Below are 19,538 nucleotides of genomic sequence, written 5' to 3' on the forward strand. Positions count from 1 at the left end.
CATGACAGTTAAATGGCTGTGCCTGTTTGCAGCTTTGTTTTTGTTTTTTTTAAGGTTTTGTCGTATGTCAATGGTAATTATTAAAACAAATGTCGGTGATATCACTCTTGAATTAAATCCGGAAAAAGCTCCTGTAACCGTAGATAATTTCTTAAAATATGTTGCTGATGGTTACTACGAAGGAACTATTTTTCATCGTGTAATCAAGGGTTTTATGATCCAGGGAGGAGGCCTTACAGCAGGTTTAAAGGATAAGGCTTCCCGTAGAGCTCCGATAGAAAATGAGGCTGATAATGGTTTAAAGAATGATAAGTATACCATTGCAATGGCAAGAACCATGGATCCTCATTCAGCTACCTCTCAGTTCTTTATTAACACCAAGGATAATGATTTTCTTAATCATTCAGGTAAAGATCTTCATGGTTGGGGTTACTGCGTTTTCGGTAAGGTTGTTGATGGTTTTGATGTTGTTGATAAGATTGAATCAGTAAAAACAACCAATAAGTTCAGACCTTACGGCGACGTTCCTGTAGAGGATATCGTAATTAACGAAGTAGTGGCCAAGTAAAATAGTGAGAGTCTTTGTTATTGCAGATCTCCACTTGTCAGTGGATACTCCTGAATTACTCGATAAATTCAGGGCTTTCGCTGACGAGATTTCGGTTGAGGATGAACTGTACATTCTAGGGGATCTTTTTAATTATTATGTCGGTATAAATCCTGATGATAAGGTGCATACTGCTGTCAGGGAAATTAATTCATCCATAATTTCCAGAGGTGGCAAGGTGTATTTTATCCATGGAAATCGAGATTTTCTGCTTAATAACAGAGATGCCAGTTATTTTAAAATTCAGCTTCTTAAAGATATCAGCAGAGTGGAGATTAATGGTTCCGTAATTGCCATGGTTCACGGTGATGAACTCTGTGATGAATCACTGGGATATCGTTTCTTCAGGTGGTTTAGCCGTTGCGGTTTTATGCAGTGGCTTTTTAATGTGTGCACCTCGTACAGTTATCGGGCGGAAATCGCCATGAACATGCGTGACAGGAGCATACGTAATTTTGCTGCTGCCAATTTTGTTAAGCGGATGATAAATACTGACAAGGCTGTTAAGCTTATGAAAAAAATCAGAGCAGATGTGTTAATCCACGGGCATACCCATAATGCTGAAGAAGTTATGATTGATAATCAGTATCTTATTATGGATACAGGCGATTGGAATCAGAGAGGATTTTCTTATATAAAGATTGAGTATGATAAGGTTAATCCTGAAAATAGACCTTCAATAACCATTGAAAAAAGGAATTTCTAATTTTACCCTAATCATATAATTATTATTCAAAAGGCATTTCCATCGGAAATGCCTTTTATATTTTGTTAATCAGAATAAAAGTTTAGTGTGCATACGGAATCCGTACTTTATTTCTGCAGAAACCATAGGAAGTCACATAGTCCGCAATAACGTTGCCTGTGTCAGCTGTTTTTATAATATAGTGATTGGCTACATTAGCGTGATAAAAGTTCATTGATGAACAGTCTTCTTCTGTTGTGATTTTCTTTATATCCTGTGCATAATCACTAATTATGGATTCTGTTTTCATTTCCTTTGGTATGATGACTTCAAAATCGTAAACTACTTCCAGTTTGTCTTCATCAAGAGACACCTTTTTTAGTTTCATCATATCGTTGGAGTTCTTAGCCAGTGCGTCAGGAGTATTGCTAAGAAATATCTCTGCTCTGATATCGTCCATTCTTTCGATTAAAGGCATGTACATCAGAGCCTCTGATACATCTTCCAGATCGTTTGTGGCGGTCAGATCAACTGCCATTGCGGTAGATGTCATACCGCACATAAAAAGAGTAAATAATAAATTCTTTATCATAATCAGTGTGCCTCGCTCCAGTTTTGTCCCACTCCAACGCTGACCTCAAGAGGTATTTCAAGTTTTATCACGGAAGACATGATTTCTGAAATAATTCTGCTATATTCTTCTACAAATTCTGCTTTAACTTCAAAAATTAATTCGTCATGAACCTGTAAAAGCATTTTTATGTTGTCATCCGGGAGTTTGCTCATCCATTCATCTATCCGGATCATTGCTGATTTGATAATTTCAGCCGCGCTTCCCTGCATTGGTGCATTTATTGCTGCTCTTTCTATCCCGGAAAGTGCCATTTTTGACGCGGTATGTATGGCATCAAAATTCAGCTTTCTTCCGCTTATGGTTGAAACATATCCATTTTCATGAACCGATTTTTTGATTTCGGCCATATATGTTTTTACTCCAGGGTATTTGGCGAAATAATTATCTATGTAGTTTTTGGCAACATCGTTGGAAATATTGAGTTGTTTAGCCAGACCGAAACGGTTCATACCGTAAATCAGTCCGAAATTAATAGCTTTGGCTGAACGTCTCATATCGGAAGTAACATCATCTAAGCTGATATTATGAATCTGAGCTGCTGTTGATCTGTGAATATCTTCATGAGCATTGAATGATCTGATCATGTTATGCTCGTTGGCGATATGAGCCATAAGGCGTAACTCAATCTGGGAATAGTCAGCTGCTACGATTTTGTATCCAGGCTTTGCTGCAAAACCTGCTCGAACGGCTCTTCCTTCCGGTGTTCTTACCGGAATGTTCTGTAAATTTGGATCGCTTGAAGATAATCTACCTGTTGATGTTCCTGTTTGATGGAACAAGCCGTGAATTCTTCCGGTGGATGCATCAACCAGAGCAGGAAGTTTGTCAACGTAGGTGTTGATAAGTTTTGCCAGAGCTCTGTAATTAAGGATAAGTCTGGCTATTTCATAGTTCTCGGCAATTAGAGAAAGAGTTTCTTCTGATGTTGATGGCTGACCTGTAGGAGTTTTTTTGGGACAGTCGATACCGAGTTTATCATACAGAATGTATGATACTTCCTTGGTTGAGTTGATGTTGAAATCCTCTCCGGCCAGCATGAGTATATTGTCTTTAACTTCCCTCAGTTTCTGATTAAGGGATAAGCTCTGTTTTGAAAACTCGTTGTTATCCAGATAAAAACCATTGTTTTCCATTTTGTAAAGAACTTTTATCAGTGGTAATTCCTGAACGAGATAAGCCTGTTTGTTTTCAGGCATTTCATTTAATTTTTGACCTATGATCTGATGAAGGTTCTGTATTGCCTCAAGGTGTTTGAACGCAAATTCAGCTGCTCTTTCAACCTCTACTTCTGTCAGAGGAATTTTCTGTTTTCTTTTGCTTGATGGTACGGCTACAGAACATAATTCCTGTTCGTCATCAAGACTTTGGCCTAAGAAGATTTCTGATGCTTTGGATAAATCCGTATCTGCTGCCGAATTAAAGCTGTGGAGTTCATTCATTATATCCTGATATGGCATTGTTATTTCAATACCATACTTATCCAAAGTATGCATCAGATCTTTGATGTCGTATGAGATTATTTCCTTCTGTCCGTTGTTGATGACTGGAGATAAAGCCGAGAACACCTCTGAGTATTCAAGCTGAGCCGGAGCTCCTAAATATGTGTGTCCCAGTGGTATGTAGAAGTCGCAATTAATTGTCCTTATTGCAAGCCCTGTTAAACAGGAATTTACTGCGTTAATCCATGTTCTTAAAGGATAAAGAACAGGGGAATCACTGATTTTCAGCTCTGCTATAAGCATTTTCAGTGTATTTTCGCTGCTTACGGTTACACGGATATGTTTCTTTTGAGACAAATTGATGTTTTCTGAACTGCGATTGTCAGTAATGGCGTCTTCACTGTTTGTGCTTTCCTGCTGAGTGGAAAACAGATCTCCGTTGGCTTCATTGGCGATGCATGCTTTTTCGGTGGCGATTAATTTAGTGAATTCACAAGCTGTGTATATTTCCAGCAACGTTTTGTGATCGGTTTTCTGTCTTACAAGTTCTGACGGTTTCAGCGGTACGTCCACATCTGTCTTAATTGTTGTGAGTATTTTGGACAGTCTGACGTTTTCCTGTTGTTTAATGAAGTTTTCCGCAAATGTTTTTGAGCCGCGGAAATTAAGATTTTTTACCTCATCAAGGTTGGCAGCAATTTTTTCAATTGAGCCAATGGAATTTAACAGTACAGTTGCTGATTTATCACCTATGCCGGTCATTCCTGGAATGTTATCGGCAGTGTCTCCCTTGAGTGCCAAATAATCACTGATAAGCTCAGGTGGAACCCCGAATTTTGCTATTACACCGTCACGATCCATAACAGTGTCGTCCATGGTGTTTACAATGAATACATGTTCATTAACCATTGCCGCAAGATCTTTGTCTCCTGTTGCAAGGAATACATCCATTCCTGATTCTGAACCTAGTTTTGCATATGTTCCGAGAACATCGTCAGCTTCAACACAAGGTACGGAAATCAAAGGAATTCCCATGGCTGTAATTATTTTTTTTATGGTATCTACCTGGGCTCGGAGGTCGTCAGGCATTGGTTTTCTCGTTCCTTTATAATCGGGAAACAATTCATGTCTGAAACATGGACCATGAGCATCGAATACTACCGCAATGAGTGCATTGGGGTATGATTTTTCCAGTTTCTGAATCATGCTGATGTAAACCTTTGTGGCTCCGGTGGGTTCGCCTTTACTGTTGGTCAGACCGGAACGGGCCGTGCTGTAGTAGGCACGGTACAGAAAGTTATTACCGTCAATGAGTACTAACTGTGAATTTGTGGCCATGTAAAATCCTATTTCAGTAATTTAATGTGTTGATATTTTTTTTCTGTGAAAACTAATGAGCTTTTATGGCTTCTCCGATAAGCAGACCGGTAACGGCCGCGCCGACTCCCAATACAATACTTCCGGCAATGTAAAGGAATAATTTGATGTAATCAGATGCATGAATTAGATTAACTGTATCGAGAGAAAATGTCGAGAAAGTCGTAAATCCACCCAACAGCCCGGTAATCAAAAGAAGCTTCAGCTGTGGTTCCAAATAGTTTTGACTGAGTACGGAGGTAAGCAGTCCAATCAGAAAGGAGCCTATGATATTTACTGTTATTGTTCCATAGGGAAATTCTTTTCCGAAAAATGAAGTGATAGCACCAGTGGTCAAGTACCTGCATACGGCTCCTATTGCCCCACCGGCAGCTACCAGGAGTATGGGTTGAATCTGCATTTTATTTTTCTCTGATTGTCATTGACCAGCCAAGTTCCTGCTGCCTCTGACATTCTTCTTTCAGCAGGGTGGCTCTCAGGTAATGATTGTCCAGCCAGTCTTTAGTAGTGACAAGCTCTAGTCTGCCGTATTCAGGCATGTTAAAACTGATCTCTCCGTCAATGGCATCAGGACTGCGACGAACACATATTATAATGGCCAGACGTAATATTCTTGCCAGAGCACATGCTTCTTCATAAGATACGGCACTCTGTTTTTTTAGGGCTTCAAGCTTAAAGGCATCTCTTTCATTAAGCAGAAGAGCGCTGAGAAGATGTTTCTGTGCATTGGTGAAACCAGGCATTTCAATGTTATCGATTATGTAAGATGCATGTTTAGGGGCTTTTTTATATTCGATGCACAGGCCTATTTCGTACAGCATGGATGCCCATTTTAAAACAGGTCTTGCCGAAGGGTCGTTAAGTTGCCAAGCTTCCTTGAGATTGTCAAAAGCAAATAATGATACCTTCGTTACTCTTTCAGCCTGTTCCCTGTCAATCTGATATCTGGTAATCAGGCTGTCCACGGTTTTGGTCCTGATATTTCTCGGAGCGTAATCTCCCAGCATCCTGTAGATAACCCCTTCACGCAGAGCTCCTCCGGCCAAAGTCATTCCCTTGATATCAAGTATTCTGAAAATGGCAATTAAAATTGATAATCCTGAAGGGAAAACAGTCAGTCTTTCAGCAGATAAGCCGGCAATGTTAAGTTTGGAAAAAGCTCCGGATTCAAGGGTCATTTCCTTCAGATGAATAAGCTTTTCGAGTGTTACCACCTCACTTTCGCCGTTGGATATCATAATTTCCTGAAGTGACTGAATTGTGCCGGATGCCCCGACACATGTTGCAAATCCTTCTCTCAGGTATTCATCAGCCAGAGGAGATAATATCTCTATTGCCGCTTCAATGGCTTTATCGTACTTATCTTCGGTGATTTCATCATCGGTGAAGAAATTGTTTAACCAGGTTACACACCCCATTTGAGTACTGTGGAGAACCTTTACATTAAGCCCTTGACCTATGATAAGTTCCGTTGATGCCCCGCCGATATCAATAACGAGTACGTTACCTGATGCACTGGAGGTGCTGACGACTCCGTGGTAGATTGTTCTGGCTTCTTCTTCTCCTGAAATGATCTCAATGCTGTGTTCCAGTATTTTTTCCGCCTTTTCAATAAAAACGGATGCATTCTTCGCAAGACGCAATGTCGCAGTGGCCACGATTCGGATATTCTGTTCCGGGATATCTTTTAGCTGTTCTGAGAAAAGACGGATGCAGTCGAGCCCCCTTTGGATTGCTTCGTCAGAAAGAATATTGTTTTCATCGAGCCCCTGAGCCAGTTTAACTTTGCGTTTAACTCTGGAAACAGCTCTGATTGCGCCGGAGACATTTCTGACAACCAGCATGTGGAAGCTGTTTGATCCCAAATCTATTGCTGCATATAAAGGAGAAGAACCAGGCATATCCGTATTCCTTAAATTCTGCTTTTTTCCAGTCTGACTTTTGAATGAGAGTGAAAGAAGGCCAGATCTTAGTATATGATTGAAAGTTATTTACAGTATACATTATATGTATCGGCTTGTGTTTAAATGGATTTTTCATTAGCTTTTTATCACAAATTATTGCATTGGTTTCAATATTCAGGTAAAAATGTCAGTTACTGGATTAATATAGTGATGCTCTGTGTGGATTATTTTTTTATTCACTTTAGTTTCTTGGCATAAGTTCACAAAAAGGAGAAATAATCTTTTTTGGGGGAATTTAACAAAAAATAAGCTGTCAATATGTTATATTGAGGGCTTGAAATGTTTCCAGATGTATGCCGGCCGGAATTCTGTTTATGTGTCAGTTGGGTAAGCCGAAATGTGCATCGTTATAAAGTTGGTTATAACAAGTCGTAATATTCTTTGGCTGGTTTCTGTTATGCCAATGGGATCTCTGGTTTTTAATAATTATAAGGAGATATAAATGAGTGATTTAGTAAAAGAAATTGATGATGCTTTATTTGAAGAACAGGTGCTGTTCAGCAAAAAACCTGTGCTTGTTGATTTCTGGGCTCCATGGTGCGGACCATGTAAGATGGTTGGTCCTGTTATTGAGGATTTGGCAGGGGAAATGAGCGACGTATCCTTTGTTAAGGTTAATGTGGATCAGAGCAGAGATTTTGCTGCGCAGTACGGAGTGAGAAATATTCCTACATTACTGGTGTTTAAGAATGGTGAGCTTGTTGCAAAACAGGTCGGTGCCCTGAACAAGCAGAAAATGAAAGAGTTTATTGAGCAGGCAACAGCTTAAGATATTGCCTTGACATATCCGCGGGGCAGTTCTTCTGTGGATGACGGTTTTGTCTGTGTAGATTGTAAACATCCTGATTTTCAATATTTCAGGATGTTTTTATTTGAGAAAAGAAGCTGTTGTGTTTGTTGAAACTTCGGTTAATTATCCGGTGTTTCAAGCTTGCTTTCACGTATTTTTTTTAATGCTGCATCAAAACCTATCTTCCAGCCGCGTCTTACTTCCTGATTTATGGATTTATATTTTTCAGGCTCGCAGAATCGAATGGTATCACTTATTTTGGCTTCGTTGCCTAAAATCGCAACCCATTTTGGATCGTAGTTTCTTTCGGTGATGGCATCCCATTCCAAAACTTTTTTCATGGTTGATTCAAGTTCATTGGGATGTTCCAGTGCGTATACACCGATTGTCTGGCTGTAGACAGAACTTAAACGTGTAACACCTTCCTGCACTGATTTATCCAGAGATTTATTCGCATCGGAACGGGCTCTGAGCTGTGCCGTGTAGAACCAGAACATTGCCGTGTCATAATGTCCGGATTTATATACCTGATCAGCATAAGCAAAAAGTACAGGTGGTTCATAATCATTCGGGTTATCCATGACCATTTTTATGGTATCCAGGTTGCCATCAGTAATTTCCTGTACAATCCTGTTGGTTTTTTGAGTATTCAGCTTGAGATAATCACCTTTTAACGTGTTCAGCATAAGTGACAGTTCTTTGGAGGTATTATTTGTAGCTACCTCATTATTGTCATTAATTTTTCTTCCGTCAGCTGTAACGGTAACGCAACCGGTGGTGATAACAGCTGATATTACTGCATATGCGACAATTTTGCTTAAATTCATTTTCAGTTCATATCCAACAAAATTCAAACTTGGTTTATTTTATCAGTAATGGTTAAAAAAACGAAAAATTTGTGCTGTTCGTCGTCAAATTATCGATGTTCATTAGGTTTTTCAGATTGTAACGATAATTACATGAAAGTATAATTATCGCGTATTTATAATAAGCAAAGGATGCTTAAACAACGGAATCATAATCATGGAACAATACAATATTCTCCTCCTGTGCGGCGGAGACGGATCTGAACACGAAATATCTCTTGTGAGTGCCTCATATATTGAGCGGCAGTTAAATACATTTCCTGAATTTAATGTAATAAAAGTAGTTATTCACAAAAACGAGTGGGTTGATGAGTCAGGTAATCAGTGTAGTATAAATTATAATCATGAGCTGTCTTTCAAAGATTCTTCGTATCATATTGATTACGTGATTCCATGCATTCACGGTGTTCCCGGTGAAACCGGAGATATTCAGTCACTGCTTGAAATCATGAATCTTCCTTATCTTGGATGCGGTTCAGAAGCAAGCAAGCTATGTTTTAACAAGGTAAGCACAAAGTTATGGCTAAGTGCAATAGGCATTCCTAATACACCTTTCAGTTTTATTGATTCAGATAATGAAGAGAATCTGAGAAAGGCTCATCATTTCTTCAGACAGTATGGAGCTGTTTTTGTTAAGGCTGCTTCTCAGGGATCTTCTGTTGGCTGTTACAAGGTTTCAGATGAAGCCTCACTTGATGAGTATATCAGAAAGGCTTTTGGATACAGTGAAGATGTTCTGCTTGAGCAGGCTGTAAAACCGCGTGAACTTGAAGTCGCCACATACGAATATGAAGGCAGGCTGGTAGTGACCAATCCCGGGGAGATTGTTACCCCGGATAATGATTTCTATACCTTTGAAGAAAAGTACAACAGTACTTCAAAGTCAACCACTATTGTGGAGGCCAACATTCCTGATAATCTCAAAGCAAAGATTCGAGAATATGCCGCCAGAGCTTTCAAGGTTCTTAAATTAAAGGATTTATCCAGAATTGACTTTTTCCTTGTTGGTGAAGATCAGATTTTGTTAAATGAAATCAATACCTTCCCAGGAATGACTCCTATATCAATGTTCCCTAAGATGCTGGAAAATCACGGGGAAAAGATGACTCAGTTCCTGTACAGCGCAGTAGTCAATGCTGTAAAGGGAAAATAACAGAGTTGGACTGATGTGTCGTAAGAGACCCCGTGTAATGTCTTATTACATGGGGTTTTTCAGCTTGGTTAGACATGGAATTCAGTATTTCTATTTCAGGTGCGTCGTAAAACTTATATTCAGGTTTTAGATGATTAAATTTCATATTAGAGAGGAATTGCAGGTATTGAGAGATTTTTTTTGTCTATAATGAAGTAAGCGTCTTTATTTTTACTGATCTTTGTTTTGAGGACATAAAGAATAAAGTTGCATTCTTCAGTGTTGTATTTGCATTTTGGTGGGGAAAAATGACTGAACAAGAGATAACGACTTCTGAAAAGCGTGAACAGCCTGAAACAGTCTCGGCTCACGTACAGGAAGGTGGACAGCAGAATAAGAAAAAGTCTTCATTGAAGCAGAAAGCTGTTACTTTTTATCAATTTCTGAAGAAAAAGCTCTCCTATCTATTCTTTTTATCCAAAAGAATAGCTGATGATGAAATAGATGTTCTGGCTTCATCTCTTTCTTATACTACCATAATGTCGCTCATTCCGGTTCTGGCCGTTCTTTTAAGTGTTTTCTCACTTTCTCCAAGTTTCACTACTTATCGTGATGAAATGATGAATTATATTCTTAACAATATGATGCCTCAGGTAGGAGGGGTATTAAAAGAGAACATAGATTCTTTTGTCTCAAATGCATCCAAAACCACGGCAGTAGGTGTTATAACGCTGATATTTATAGCTCTTGCGTTGATTAGACGAATTGATATCACTCTTAACAGAATCTGGCATGTTAAGCTGAACAGATCCAAGGTAACCACTTTTTCAGTCTATTGGACCGTGCTGACGTTGGGACCTATTCTGCTGGGAGCTTCTATTGTTGTTTCTTCTTCTATTCTGGCATCCAATTATCTGGGGCAGAGTTCTGCTGCAATCTGGCTGAATACCTTGGGGATGAAGATGCTTCCATGTTTTTTAACCTTTGTGGTTTTTACTTTATTGTTCACGGCTGTTCCGTGTACTAAAGTAAATTTTACTCATGCAGTAATAGGCGCTTTATTTGCTGCTCTTGTGCAGGAATTACTGAGACAGTTTTTTACCTACTACATTATGAATTTTACCAGTTATACACTGATATACGGAGCCGTAGCAGCACTTCCTTTACTGATGGTATGGACATATATCAACTGGTATATTGTTCTGCTTGGAGCAGAAATTTCCGCTTCTTTGTCTAGTTACAAGCAATACAAACTCCAGCTTCAAAATGAGAAGCAGTAGAAAATATCACTAGATAATGAAAAAGCATACTCCAAAATAGTATGCTTTTTTTGTGGAAGCTACATTACACTCACGATTTCACTGTTTGGGAACCAGCGTTTCGTCAGCTTTTGCGTCAGGTCTTTGTGTTTGTGGTAAATTTCCGTGGCTATTTCTGTACATTTATCCATAGACTGATAATCACGTATGGCATCAGCCACGCGGTAGGATATTTCTCCTGTCTGTCTTGTTCCCAGCAGATCTCCCGGTCCTCTGATTTCCAAATCCTTCTGGGCTATGACAAAGCCGTCATTACTGTTTTTAAGAGTAGATAGGCGTTCCATTCCTATGCTGTTAATTTTGTCTGAGTACATAAGACAGCAGAATGAATCAAGCTGTCCTCGTCCTACTCGTCCTCGAAGCTGATGCAGCTGGGCTAGTCCGTATCTTTCAGCATTTTCTATAACAATTAGGAAGGCATTTGGAACGTCAACACCTACTTCAATAACTGAAGTGGCTACAAGTACATCGATATTTCCTTTTTTGAAATCACGCATAATGAAATCTTTGTCTGCAGATTTCATTTGACCGTGAACCAGGCCGATTTTCAGATTCGGGAGCTTTTTTGTAAGGTAATCACAGGCATTAATCGCATCCTGAGATTCCAGAACCTCAGATTCATTAACAAGACTGCAGACCCAGTATGCCTGTTTTTTATCAGCACAGTTCACGCCGATTCTTTCAATAATTTCATCTCTTCTTGTTTCCGGGATCATGATGGTGGTAATAGGTTTACGACCTTTAGGTAATTCGTCAATAACGGACACATGCATGTCTGCATATATGGTCTGTGCCAGTGTTCTGGGAATAGGTGTGGCTGTCATGGCCAGCATGTGGGGAACTTTATTTTCTATGCTGCACTTGCTTCTGAGTTTCATTCGCTGTTCGACACCAAACCGGTGCTGTTCATCTATTATTATCAGTCCGAGACTGTGAAAATTAACCTGTTCCTGAAAAATGGCGTGAGTACCGACAATAACGGATGCCTTACCACTTTTAATCAGTTCAAGCTGTTTGTTTTTTTCTGCCTTTTTCTGACTTCCGGTAAGTATTGCTGTTTCTAATCCGAGAGGTTTTAAAAAATTCTGGATGTTTACAAAATGCTGTTCAGCAAGAATTTCGGTTGGAGCCATGATTGCTGCCTGAATGCCGTTGCCTACAGCCTGCAGGGAGGCCATAACGGCTACAAGTGTTTTACCGCAACCCACGTCTCCCTGTACCAGTCGGTTCATCGGCTGGGCTTCTGCAAGATCCCTGCTGATCTCATTAAAAACTCTGATTTGAGCATTTGTTGGACTGAACTGTAATGTTGATAAAAATTTTTTTATCAGGTTATCAACAGGTTTTAAAGGAATTCCATTGAGAAATCTGTTGCTTTCCTTAAGTTTAAGCACAGTTATGTATTGGGATATCAGTTCTTCACAGATAATTCTCTGCTGTTGAGGAGAATTGAATAATGACAGTTCGGAAAGAGACGAGCCTATTTTAGGGGCATGCACAAGTTGTAGAGCCTCCTTAAATGTCAGACCGGTATGATTTAATTCAGGAGGTATCAGTTCTTCACAGACATCTATATTATCCAGTTCGTTTAACGCTTTCTGCACAAGATTTCGCATAGACTGCATTTTGATGCCTTTGGTCAGTCTGTATATAGGTGTGTAGTGTTTAGGCAGTTCGGAATCATTTAGATTCAGTTCTGGATTGGTCATCTGCAGACTGTTATTGAAAATGCTTACTTTACCATGGCATATAAGAATGTTTCCCGTTTTCAGTTCTCTGTTTATAAATATTGGACAGTTAAACAGAGTAACTCGTAGAACTCCGGTGTCATCGGAAAGTGTAAGAATGAGCATGTTGTTTCTGCCGGTTGTTCGGGAAATTATTTTTGCTCTGACACTGGCATAAGAATCAACCGGAAGCTCATCTATCGCGGTAAATTTGGTTCGATCCAGATATGAATATGGAAGGTGCAACAGAAGATCCATAACGGTAAAGATGCCTATTTTATTCAAGGCTGATACCTGTTTGGTTGTAATGCCTTTCAGTTCATCAATAGAAATAGCTGATATATCCATATGTAACCGTTATGTCTGTGTATAACAATGTGTATATGGCTGCTCTGACAGGCAGAACCACTAAGGTTCTGCATCAATAAAGTATTTGGAAATGAACTAGAGCAGCTTTCGTAATAACCACTGTGCCCCGAAATTTCTAACTTTCAGGATAACTTTGCGATAGTCTTCCGGATAATCGTCTATTGTCTGAAGTTCCGTCGGCGTTGTTATCGGAGTGGTTTTGCTTAAAAGATAATTGCGTTCGTGAGTAATTTTTTCAAGTAGAAGGTGATGTTCGTCGTCAACCAGCAGCCCGTTTTCCAAATCAAGTCCCCATGCACGAGGATTAAGGTTGTTTCCGGTAATTAGATGGTATCTGTTATCTACTGATATCCCCTTGACGTGATATGTGTTAAGTCCGTCTTTCCATAGTCTGATTCTGAGCTTGTCATCATTTATGTACCCTGTATGTGTATTCACGAAATCACGGAGATTCATTTCATAGATGTAAGGAACTGCTCCTACCTTGTTATAAGGTTCTCCTTCATGAATAAAGAAGTCATTAGCTTCTTTATCTCCTACTATGATTGTGATGGTTACTCCTTTTGTCAGGGCTCTGTTTACGGCTTTCAATACCTGACTTGGAAAATTGAAATAAGGAGTGCAGATGGTTATGTCATCTGTTGCAGCTTCAATAAGATTTATTATTGAAGTATTGAGAATGTTGTTTTTCTTTCCAAGACCGACCAGCGGAGTTACACCGACTTGTCGGCTTCCGATTTCCATGTCGTTGATTTTGTACCTTTCAGTACTCAGTTCCCGACGCTGCTTCTTGATTTCAAGATTAAGTTCTTTTGATGTTGGAATTGAATCCTGAGCAAAATCCTGAACGGCATTGTGTCTGTGGAAAACATCAACGCAGTAATAGAACAGTGAATCGGCCAGTTCACGTGAATTTATCTCGTGGTAACGATCAATACGATATTTGTCCAGTCTGTGCAGATAGACGTTGTTTACGCTGGCTCCGCTATACAGAACAGTATCGTCAATAACAAAACCCTTAAGATGAAAAACGCCGAAAATTTCCCTGCGTTTTACAGGTACGCCGTAGATGATAGGATGAATTAACTGTTTCTTGGCAAGTTCATGGTACCAGTCACTGTTTACGACCTGATTTGTCTTGCCCACAAGACCTCTCTGAGCTCTGTGAAAATCCACGTAAATGCGAACATATAATTTAGGATTTTTATTTACGGCTTCATTTACGGCCTGCATTATTTCCTGACCCATTTCATCATTCTGCCAGTAAAGCGCACATATGCAGATGCGGGATTTTGCATTTCTGATATTGGTCAGCAAACGTTCACGGAAGACTTTCGGATCCTCAAGAATATTGTATGCGTCCGCATTTACCGCAATCTTGGATAAATTTTCGATTTTATGTTTCGCACTGCCGAACAGACCGTGCAGAGTGTTTATAATTTTCATTTATTAAATCGCCGCCGTAGCTTTAAGTAACCAGTTTATTTCCATGTCACTCAGATGTTCTCTGACAATTTCCCTGATTTTAAGATGATAGTTGTTCAGCCATATTCTTTCATCATCCGTCAGTAAATCTTTTTTAATCAGTCTGATGTCAAATGGTACATAAGTAATAGGTAAAAATGCAAGCATCTCTGTTTGATTTTGGGTGTCATGTACAGTCTCTACAACACAGAGGTTTTCACAACGAATACCGTATTCATTTTCTTTGTAATACCCCGGTTCTACTGATGTAACCATTCCCGGGGCCAGCGGAGTCTGTCCATATCTGTATGAAATGGCCTGAGGTCCTTCGTGAACATTAAGGCAGTGACCGACACCATGTCCTGTTCCGTGGTCATAGTTCAGACCGTTCTGCCATAATGGTGCACGTGCAAGCACGTCCAATGCTCCACCAAAAGTACCTTTCGGAAATTTTACAAGATGCAGGGCTATCATTCCCTTGAGTACAAGAGTGAAACGCTCTTTCATCTCTTCGGTAAGTCCCGGTCCTACGAGAACCGTTCTGGTAATATCAGTAGTGCCTTCGTTATACTGTCCTCCACTGTCCACAAGATATAAAGGATCCTTACCTAAAGCTCTAGGTCTGTTAAGGTTTACATGGTTGTAATGTATGATGGCGGCATTAGGACCCAATGCGGAAATTGTATCAAAGCTGGTTTCAATAAAGCCGTCCTGTTCAGAACGGAATTTAAACAGCTGATCACTCAAAGTAGCTTCATTGTGAGATTTGACAAGTTCTTCTGCCTGAGGTTTGAGCTCCCCGTTTATAAGATTTTCAGTAAGGTGGTCGAGCCATGCCAAAAATCTGCACATGGCTACGGCATCCTTGTGATGGCAGTTTCTCATGCCCTTGAGTTCGGTGGGATTTTTGCAGGCTTTTGGGTATTCACACAAATCCTGTCCGAAGGTCAGTGGAATATTGCTTTTTTTGAGCTTTTCAATAATCCATGCGTTAGTGGATGTTTCGTCAATGTAAACAGAATATTTATGCTTGGCCAGTCTATTTATAAGATCTTCAAGCTTATTCTCTTCCATGTAGGTTATATTACCGAAATGATGCTGAAAATCTGATATTTTATCTTCAGGAATTTTTCTTAAATCAACGAACCACTCGATTTCCTCGCAACTGTATACTGCAGCGAAACAGTTTACTATAGGAAGATTCGGAACATCCCGGCCTCTAATGTTTAACAGCCAGTTTACCGATTCGCTGCTGGAGATAATGGTGACATCGATGTTTTTTTCTTTCAGTTTCTGAGCAATGAGGTGTCTTTTTTCAATGCTAGGGTTGCCATTGTAGTGATCTTCGAATATCAGTGCAGGGGAAGGCTGTACCTGAGGTTTGTCTGTCCAAATTTCATCAATAAGATTGGTTTCAGTGAATATCAGTTCAAGTTGATAAGGACTCAGAGCGGATTTAATGGCTGAATAGCGGTTGTAACTGATGCATTTTGGATCTATGCCTATGCGGGCCGTATTTCCTAAAGTTGCTATAAGCCAGTCTTCAAGTCTGACATTTGTAAAATGAAAAACGTCAAACAGTGTTTCGCTGGTCTGGACTCTTGCCTGAATTGTGTATCTTCCGTCAACAAATATAGCGGCTGGATTTTTCAGTGTGATGTCAGTGTTCCCCGCATTTTTTACGGTTTTATTCTTGAGTCTGTCTATCAGGTGTTCATTTTCCAGAATCACTGCTGTTCCGGCAGATCCGGTAAAACCTGAAATATAGGCGAGTCGTTCCTTGTCGGGAGAAAGATATTCGCTTAAGTGCTCATCAGTTCTGGTAATAATAAGAGCGTCGAGATTCATATGCTGCATAGTCTTTCTGAGTCGATCCAGACGACTTAAATGAGTTGAGTCGGTCTCGTAGGTTTCATTGTTGTCCATTGACTGGAAATTCTGATATTCATTCATACAGAGTTAATCCTCCGCTTTATTAATTCTGTTTGTCTGCAGGTACGTCTTCTGCTTCTACGTGATAAAGCCTGCCGTATTTATCGGCATACACATTTTCTCTGTACGATTTGTACAGAGTAAGAACATTATAGTTATCATTTTCGGGGCTGTAGAAATAATTAACATAGAAAACCATAAAATCACCGAATAACAGCATAATAAATAGAGATGCTGCCAGTTTTTGCAAGAAGTCTGCAGCAGTTGAATCTCCCATGAACAGAAGAACAATTATTATAGCAGCGGTGCCCACGGCAAGGAATTTAAGCAGTCCCGATATCAGAGTGTAAAATAAACCTTTTGCATTGGAAAAATTAACAAAACATATATGAGTTAAAGTTAGAGCAAGAACAAGCGGTATCTGATAGAACAGTCCGTAATCGCTCCATGAATGGTTATATACGGCCAGTCCGGCAAACAGTACCGTCAGAAGATATGACACTAGACCTGCAATCCATGAATATTTGAATCTGAAGTGAAATCTCTGGTAAATAAGCACATATGCTCCGGCGAAACACACGTATAGCAGAAGAAGAAAAAGATTGCCCGCATCAAGAATATGATTGTTGTTAAAAATATTGTATATGGTACAGAATGTAATAATCAGGCCGATGAAGGCAATGGCATACAGATGTATTTTTTTGTACATTTTCTTTTCCTAAGGATTGTGATTTATTTGTGTGTTTTTAGTTCTATTTGAAATATTCTCAAAAAAACGGGAATATTGCAAAGTAAAAAGACAAAAACGCCGTATAACTGTTATGTGGAAGCTTTAGTCAGGGACTCGGAAAAATGCTTTAAGTTCCGAATATAGACCAAACAGCAGTTTCCCGCGATTAAAAGCCATATAAAAATTTGATAAAGAACAGCATGACATGATGTTAAAGCATGAGTGGGGGAAGTTTTTTGATATAATCAGCTTGAGATAAATTAATATTGGTATACGAGGAATTTATGGCAAATCCGTTATTGAATATGAAGCTGTTACCGGACTTCGACAAAATAAATGTTTCAGATATCCGTCCGGCAATAAGACAGCTGATTGACAAATGCAGAGATACGGTGATTTACATTACCGATATCAATTCCGATGAAGAAAACGAGCCTACCTGGGATAGTCTGGTGAAACCTATTGAAGAATCTCTGGATCAGCTGTCAAGAGCGTGGGGAGTGGTAGGTCATTTAAATGGTGTGGTAAACAGTGATGAGTTACGTCAGGCTCATGATGAACTTTTACCTGAAGTATCTGAGTTTTATACATGGCTCGGACAGAATGAGGATTTGTATCACGCATATCTCAGACTTAAGAATTCTGATTCATTTTCTCTGCTGAGCGGAGCACAGCAGAAAGCAATAGAAGAGGAACTGAAGGATTTTGAATTATGCGGTATTTCTCTTCCTGAAGATGAAAAAGTTCTTTTCGGCGAAATAGAAGCCAAATTGTCAGAACTTTCCTCAAAATTCAGCAACAATGTGCTTGATGCGACCAATTCATACATAAAGCACATAACTGATGAAAAGGAACTGAGCGGTCTTCCTGAAAGTGCCAAGGCTTTAGCCAGACAGGAGGCTGAAAACCGAAATCTTGATGGTTATGTGCTGACTCTTCAGTATCCTTCATACATTCCTGTAATGCAGTATGCCGATCACCGTGCCCTGCGTGAGGAGATGTACCGTGCCTACGTTACCAGAGCCTCAGAACTCGGGCCTACAGCAGGTAAATATGATAATACCGATATTATTGAAGAGGAACTTGCTTTAGCTGACAAACAGGCCGAACTTTTAGGTTATCCGTCAGCAGCACATCTGTCACTTGCTAAGAAAATGGCAAAGTCTCCTGAAGAAGTTATGAATTTTCTGTACAGCCTTGTAGATCATTCAAAGGAACAGGGTAAAAGGGAAATACAGGAAATCCGTGATTATGCCAAAAAGCTTGGTGTTATATATGAGCTGGAACCATGGGATATAAGCTACTTCAGTGAAAAGTTAAAGCAGGAGAGATATTCCATAACTGATGAACAGATTCGTCCTTATTTCCCTCTGACCAAGGTTGTAAACGGGCTATTCTCCCTTGTTTATCGCATTTTCGGTGTAGAAGTGAGACCTCATTTCGGTGTTGCCGTATGGCACCCGGACGTCGTTTATCATGATATTTACCGTAACGGTGAGCTGATTGGCGGCTTCTACATGGATCTCTATGCAAGAAAAAACAAGAGAGGCGGAGCGTGGATGAATGACTGTGCCGATCGCCGTTATAGAGCAGATGGTACTTTGCAGCTTCCTATTGCCTATATTGTCGCTAATTTCATGCCTCCGATAGGCGATAAACCGGCCCTTCTCAATCATGATGAGGTTGAGACTCTGTTCCATGAATTCGGACATGCTCTGCATCATATGCTGACAACCGTTGATATCGGTCAGGTGTCAGGTATTAACAGAGTTCCTTGGGATGCGGTAGAACTTCCTAGTCAGTTTATGGAAAACTTTACCTGGCAACCTGAAGTTCTGAACATGATCTCGGGGCATGTTGATACTCATGAACCTCTGCCTCAGAATCTTCTGGATAAGCTGATTGCTTCAAAGAATTACCATTCCGCCATGGCTATGCTGAGACAGCTTGAATTCTCTATTTATGATTTCAGAAGCTATCTGGAATATAAGATAGGTAAGCCGGCTCAGGAACTTATAGAGGAAGTGAGAAAGGATGTTTGCGTGATACCTGTTGCTGATTTCAATCGGTTCCAGAACAGTTTTACACACATATTTGCAGGCGGATATTCAGCAGGGTATTACAGCTACAAATGGGCGGAAGTATTGTCAGCAGATGCTTTCAGCCGCTTTGAGGAGGAAGGGATTCTGAATCCTAAAGTAGGTAATGACTTCGTGAGAACTATTTTAAGTAACGGCGGTTCAAAGGACTTTATGGATCTCTTTATCAGTTTCAGAGGTCGCAAACCTTCAGTTGAACCTTTATTGAGACACTCCGGAATTACAAATTCAAAGTCTTGATTACTTAGTAGTACCGTACATTAAGGAATGAAATAACCATATCCATGATATGGTTATTTTTATTTTAATACGTTAATAGAAGAAATATTCAATCAGAATAGTCGATAATTGTTTGTAGGTTCAATAGGAAATAAAAATCTTCGGCCTATCATAAAGTTAGATAA

General features: G+C 39.7%; 15 protein-coding genes. 6 read left to right on the plus strand and 9 right to left on the minus strand.

Going from position 1 to position 19,538, the window contains the following annotated elements:
* Positions 1–70 precede the first annotated feature (70 nt).
* Positions 71–568, plus strand: coding sequence for a peptidylprolyl isomerase (locus T489_RS0102550; protein WP_037318529.1), 498 nt, complete (start codon positions 71–73; stop codon positions 566–568).
* A 4-nt stretch (positions 569–572) separates the two neighbouring features.
* Positions 573–1,313: a UDP-2,3-diacylglucosamine diphosphatase gene (locus T489_RS0102555; RefSeq protein ID WP_031578471.1), complete on the plus strand. Its 741-nt coding sequence runs from the start codon at positions 573–575 to the stop codon at positions 1,311–1,313.
* Positions 1,314–1,395: 82 nt separating this feature from the next.
* Here T489_RS0102555 and T489_RS0102560 read toward each other — a convergent pair whose 3' ends face one another.
* Genes T489_RS0102560 through gppA form a run of 4 tightly spaced genes read right to left on the minus strand, consistent with a single transcriptional unit; the run spans position 1,396 to position 6,643 of the window.
* Complete coding sequence (locus T489_RS0102560; protein ID WP_031578472.1) at positions 1,396–1,884, minus strand: hypothetical protein; 489 nt, start codon at positions 1,882–1,884, stop codon at positions 1,396–1,398.
* A 2-nt stretch (positions 1,885–1,886) separates the two neighbouring features.
* Complete coding sequence (gene polA / locus T489_RS0102565; protein ID WP_031578473.1) at positions 1,887–4,703, minus strand: DNA polymerase I; 2,817 nt, start codon at positions 4,701–4,703, stop codon at positions 1,887–1,889.
* Between the two features lie 52 nt (positions 4,704–4,755).
* Positions 4,756–5,142, minus strand: a complete 387-nt coding sequence (gene crcB / locus T489_RS0102570; RefSeq protein WP_031578474.1) for a fluoride efflux transporter CrcB — start codon at positions 5,140–5,142, stop codon at positions 4,756–4,758.
* Position 5,143: 1 nt separating this feature from the next.
* The gene (gppA, locus tag T489_RS0102575; RefSeq protein ID WP_031578475.1) at positions 5,144–6,643 is read right to left on the minus strand and encodes a guanosine-5'-triphosphate,3'-diphosphate diphosphatase; all 1,500 of its coding nucleotides are present in this window, start codon (positions 6,641–6,643) and stop codon (positions 5,144–5,146) included.
* A 505-nt stretch (positions 6,644–7,148) separates the two neighbouring features.
* Between gppA and trxA the strand changes: the two genes are divergently transcribed.
* Positions 7,149–7,475, plus strand: a complete 327-nt coding sequence (gene trxA / locus T489_RS0102580) for a thioredoxin (RefSeq protein WP_031578476.1) — start codon at positions 7,149–7,151, stop codon at positions 7,473–7,475.
* Between the two features lie 140 nt (positions 7,476–7,615).
* Here the strand turns inward: trxA and T489_RS0102585 are convergent, their stop codons facing one another.
* Positions 7,616–8,323, minus strand: coding sequence for a hypothetical protein (locus T489_RS0102585; RefSeq protein WP_031578477.1), 708 nt, complete (start codon positions 8,321–8,323; stop codon positions 7,616–7,618).
* Between the two features lie 196 nt (positions 8,324–8,519).
* On the opposite strand from T489_RS0102585, the gene T489_RS0102590 reads away from it, so the two are divergent.
* Positions 8,520–9,515: a D-alanine--D-alanine ligase gene (locus T489_RS0102590; RefSeq protein ID WP_031578478.1), complete on the plus strand. Its 996-nt coding sequence runs from the start codon at positions 8,520–8,522 to the stop codon at positions 9,513–9,515.
* 287 nt (positions 9,516–9,802) lie between these two features.
* Entirely contained in the window at positions 9,803–10,774 is a 972-nt protein-coding gene (locus T489_RS0102595; RefSeq protein ID WP_084155374.1) for a YihY family inner membrane protein, read from the plus strand.
* 59 nt (positions 10,775–10,833) lie between these two features.
* Here the strand turns inward: T489_RS0102595 and recG are convergent, their stop codons facing one another.
* The 4 genes from recG to T489_RS0102615 all read right to left on the minus strand — a co-directional run bounded on the left by recG (position 10,834) and on the right by T489_RS0102615 (position 17,014).
* A complete protein-coding gene (gene recG / locus T489_RS0102600; protein ID WP_031578480.1) occupies positions 10,834–12,888 on the minus strand; it encodes an ATP-dependent DNA helicase RecG in 2,055 nt (684 codons plus the stop codon).
* A gap of 96 nt (positions 12,889–12,984) precedes the next feature.
* Positions 12,985–14,355, minus strand: coding sequence for a CDP-diacylglycerol--serine O-phosphatidyltransferase (gene pssA, locus T489_RS0102605; RefSeq protein ID WP_051621727.1), 1,371 nt, complete (start codon positions 14,353–14,355; stop codon positions 12,985–12,987).
* Positions 14,356–14,358: 3 nt separating this feature from the next.
* The gene (locus tag T489_RS0102610; RefSeq protein WP_232218270.1) at positions 14,359–16,326 is read right to left on the minus strand and encodes an aminopeptidase P family protein; all 1,968 of its coding nucleotides are present in this window, start codon (positions 16,324–16,326) and stop codon (positions 14,359–14,361) included.
* 22 nt (positions 16,327–16,348) lie between these two features.
* Positions 16,349–17,014, minus strand: coding sequence for a hypothetical protein (locus T489_RS0102615; protein ID WP_031578484.1), 666 nt, complete (start codon positions 17,012–17,014; stop codon positions 16,349–16,351).
* 305 nt (positions 17,015–17,319) lie between these two features.
* On the opposite strand from T489_RS0102615, the gene T489_RS0102620 reads away from it, so the two are divergent.
* Positions 17,320–19,374, plus strand: a complete 2,055-nt coding sequence (locus T489_RS0102620; protein WP_031578485.1) for a M3 family metallopeptidase — start codon at positions 17,320–17,322, stop codon at positions 19,372–19,374.
* Positions 19,375–19,538: the final 164 nt, after the last annotated feature.

This window comes from Ruminobacter sp. RM87 (genome assembly GCF_000701925.1).
Classification (GTDB): domain Bacteria; phylum Pseudomonadota; class Gammaproteobacteria; order Enterobacterales; family Succinivibrionaceae; genus Ruminobacter; species Ruminobacter amylophilus.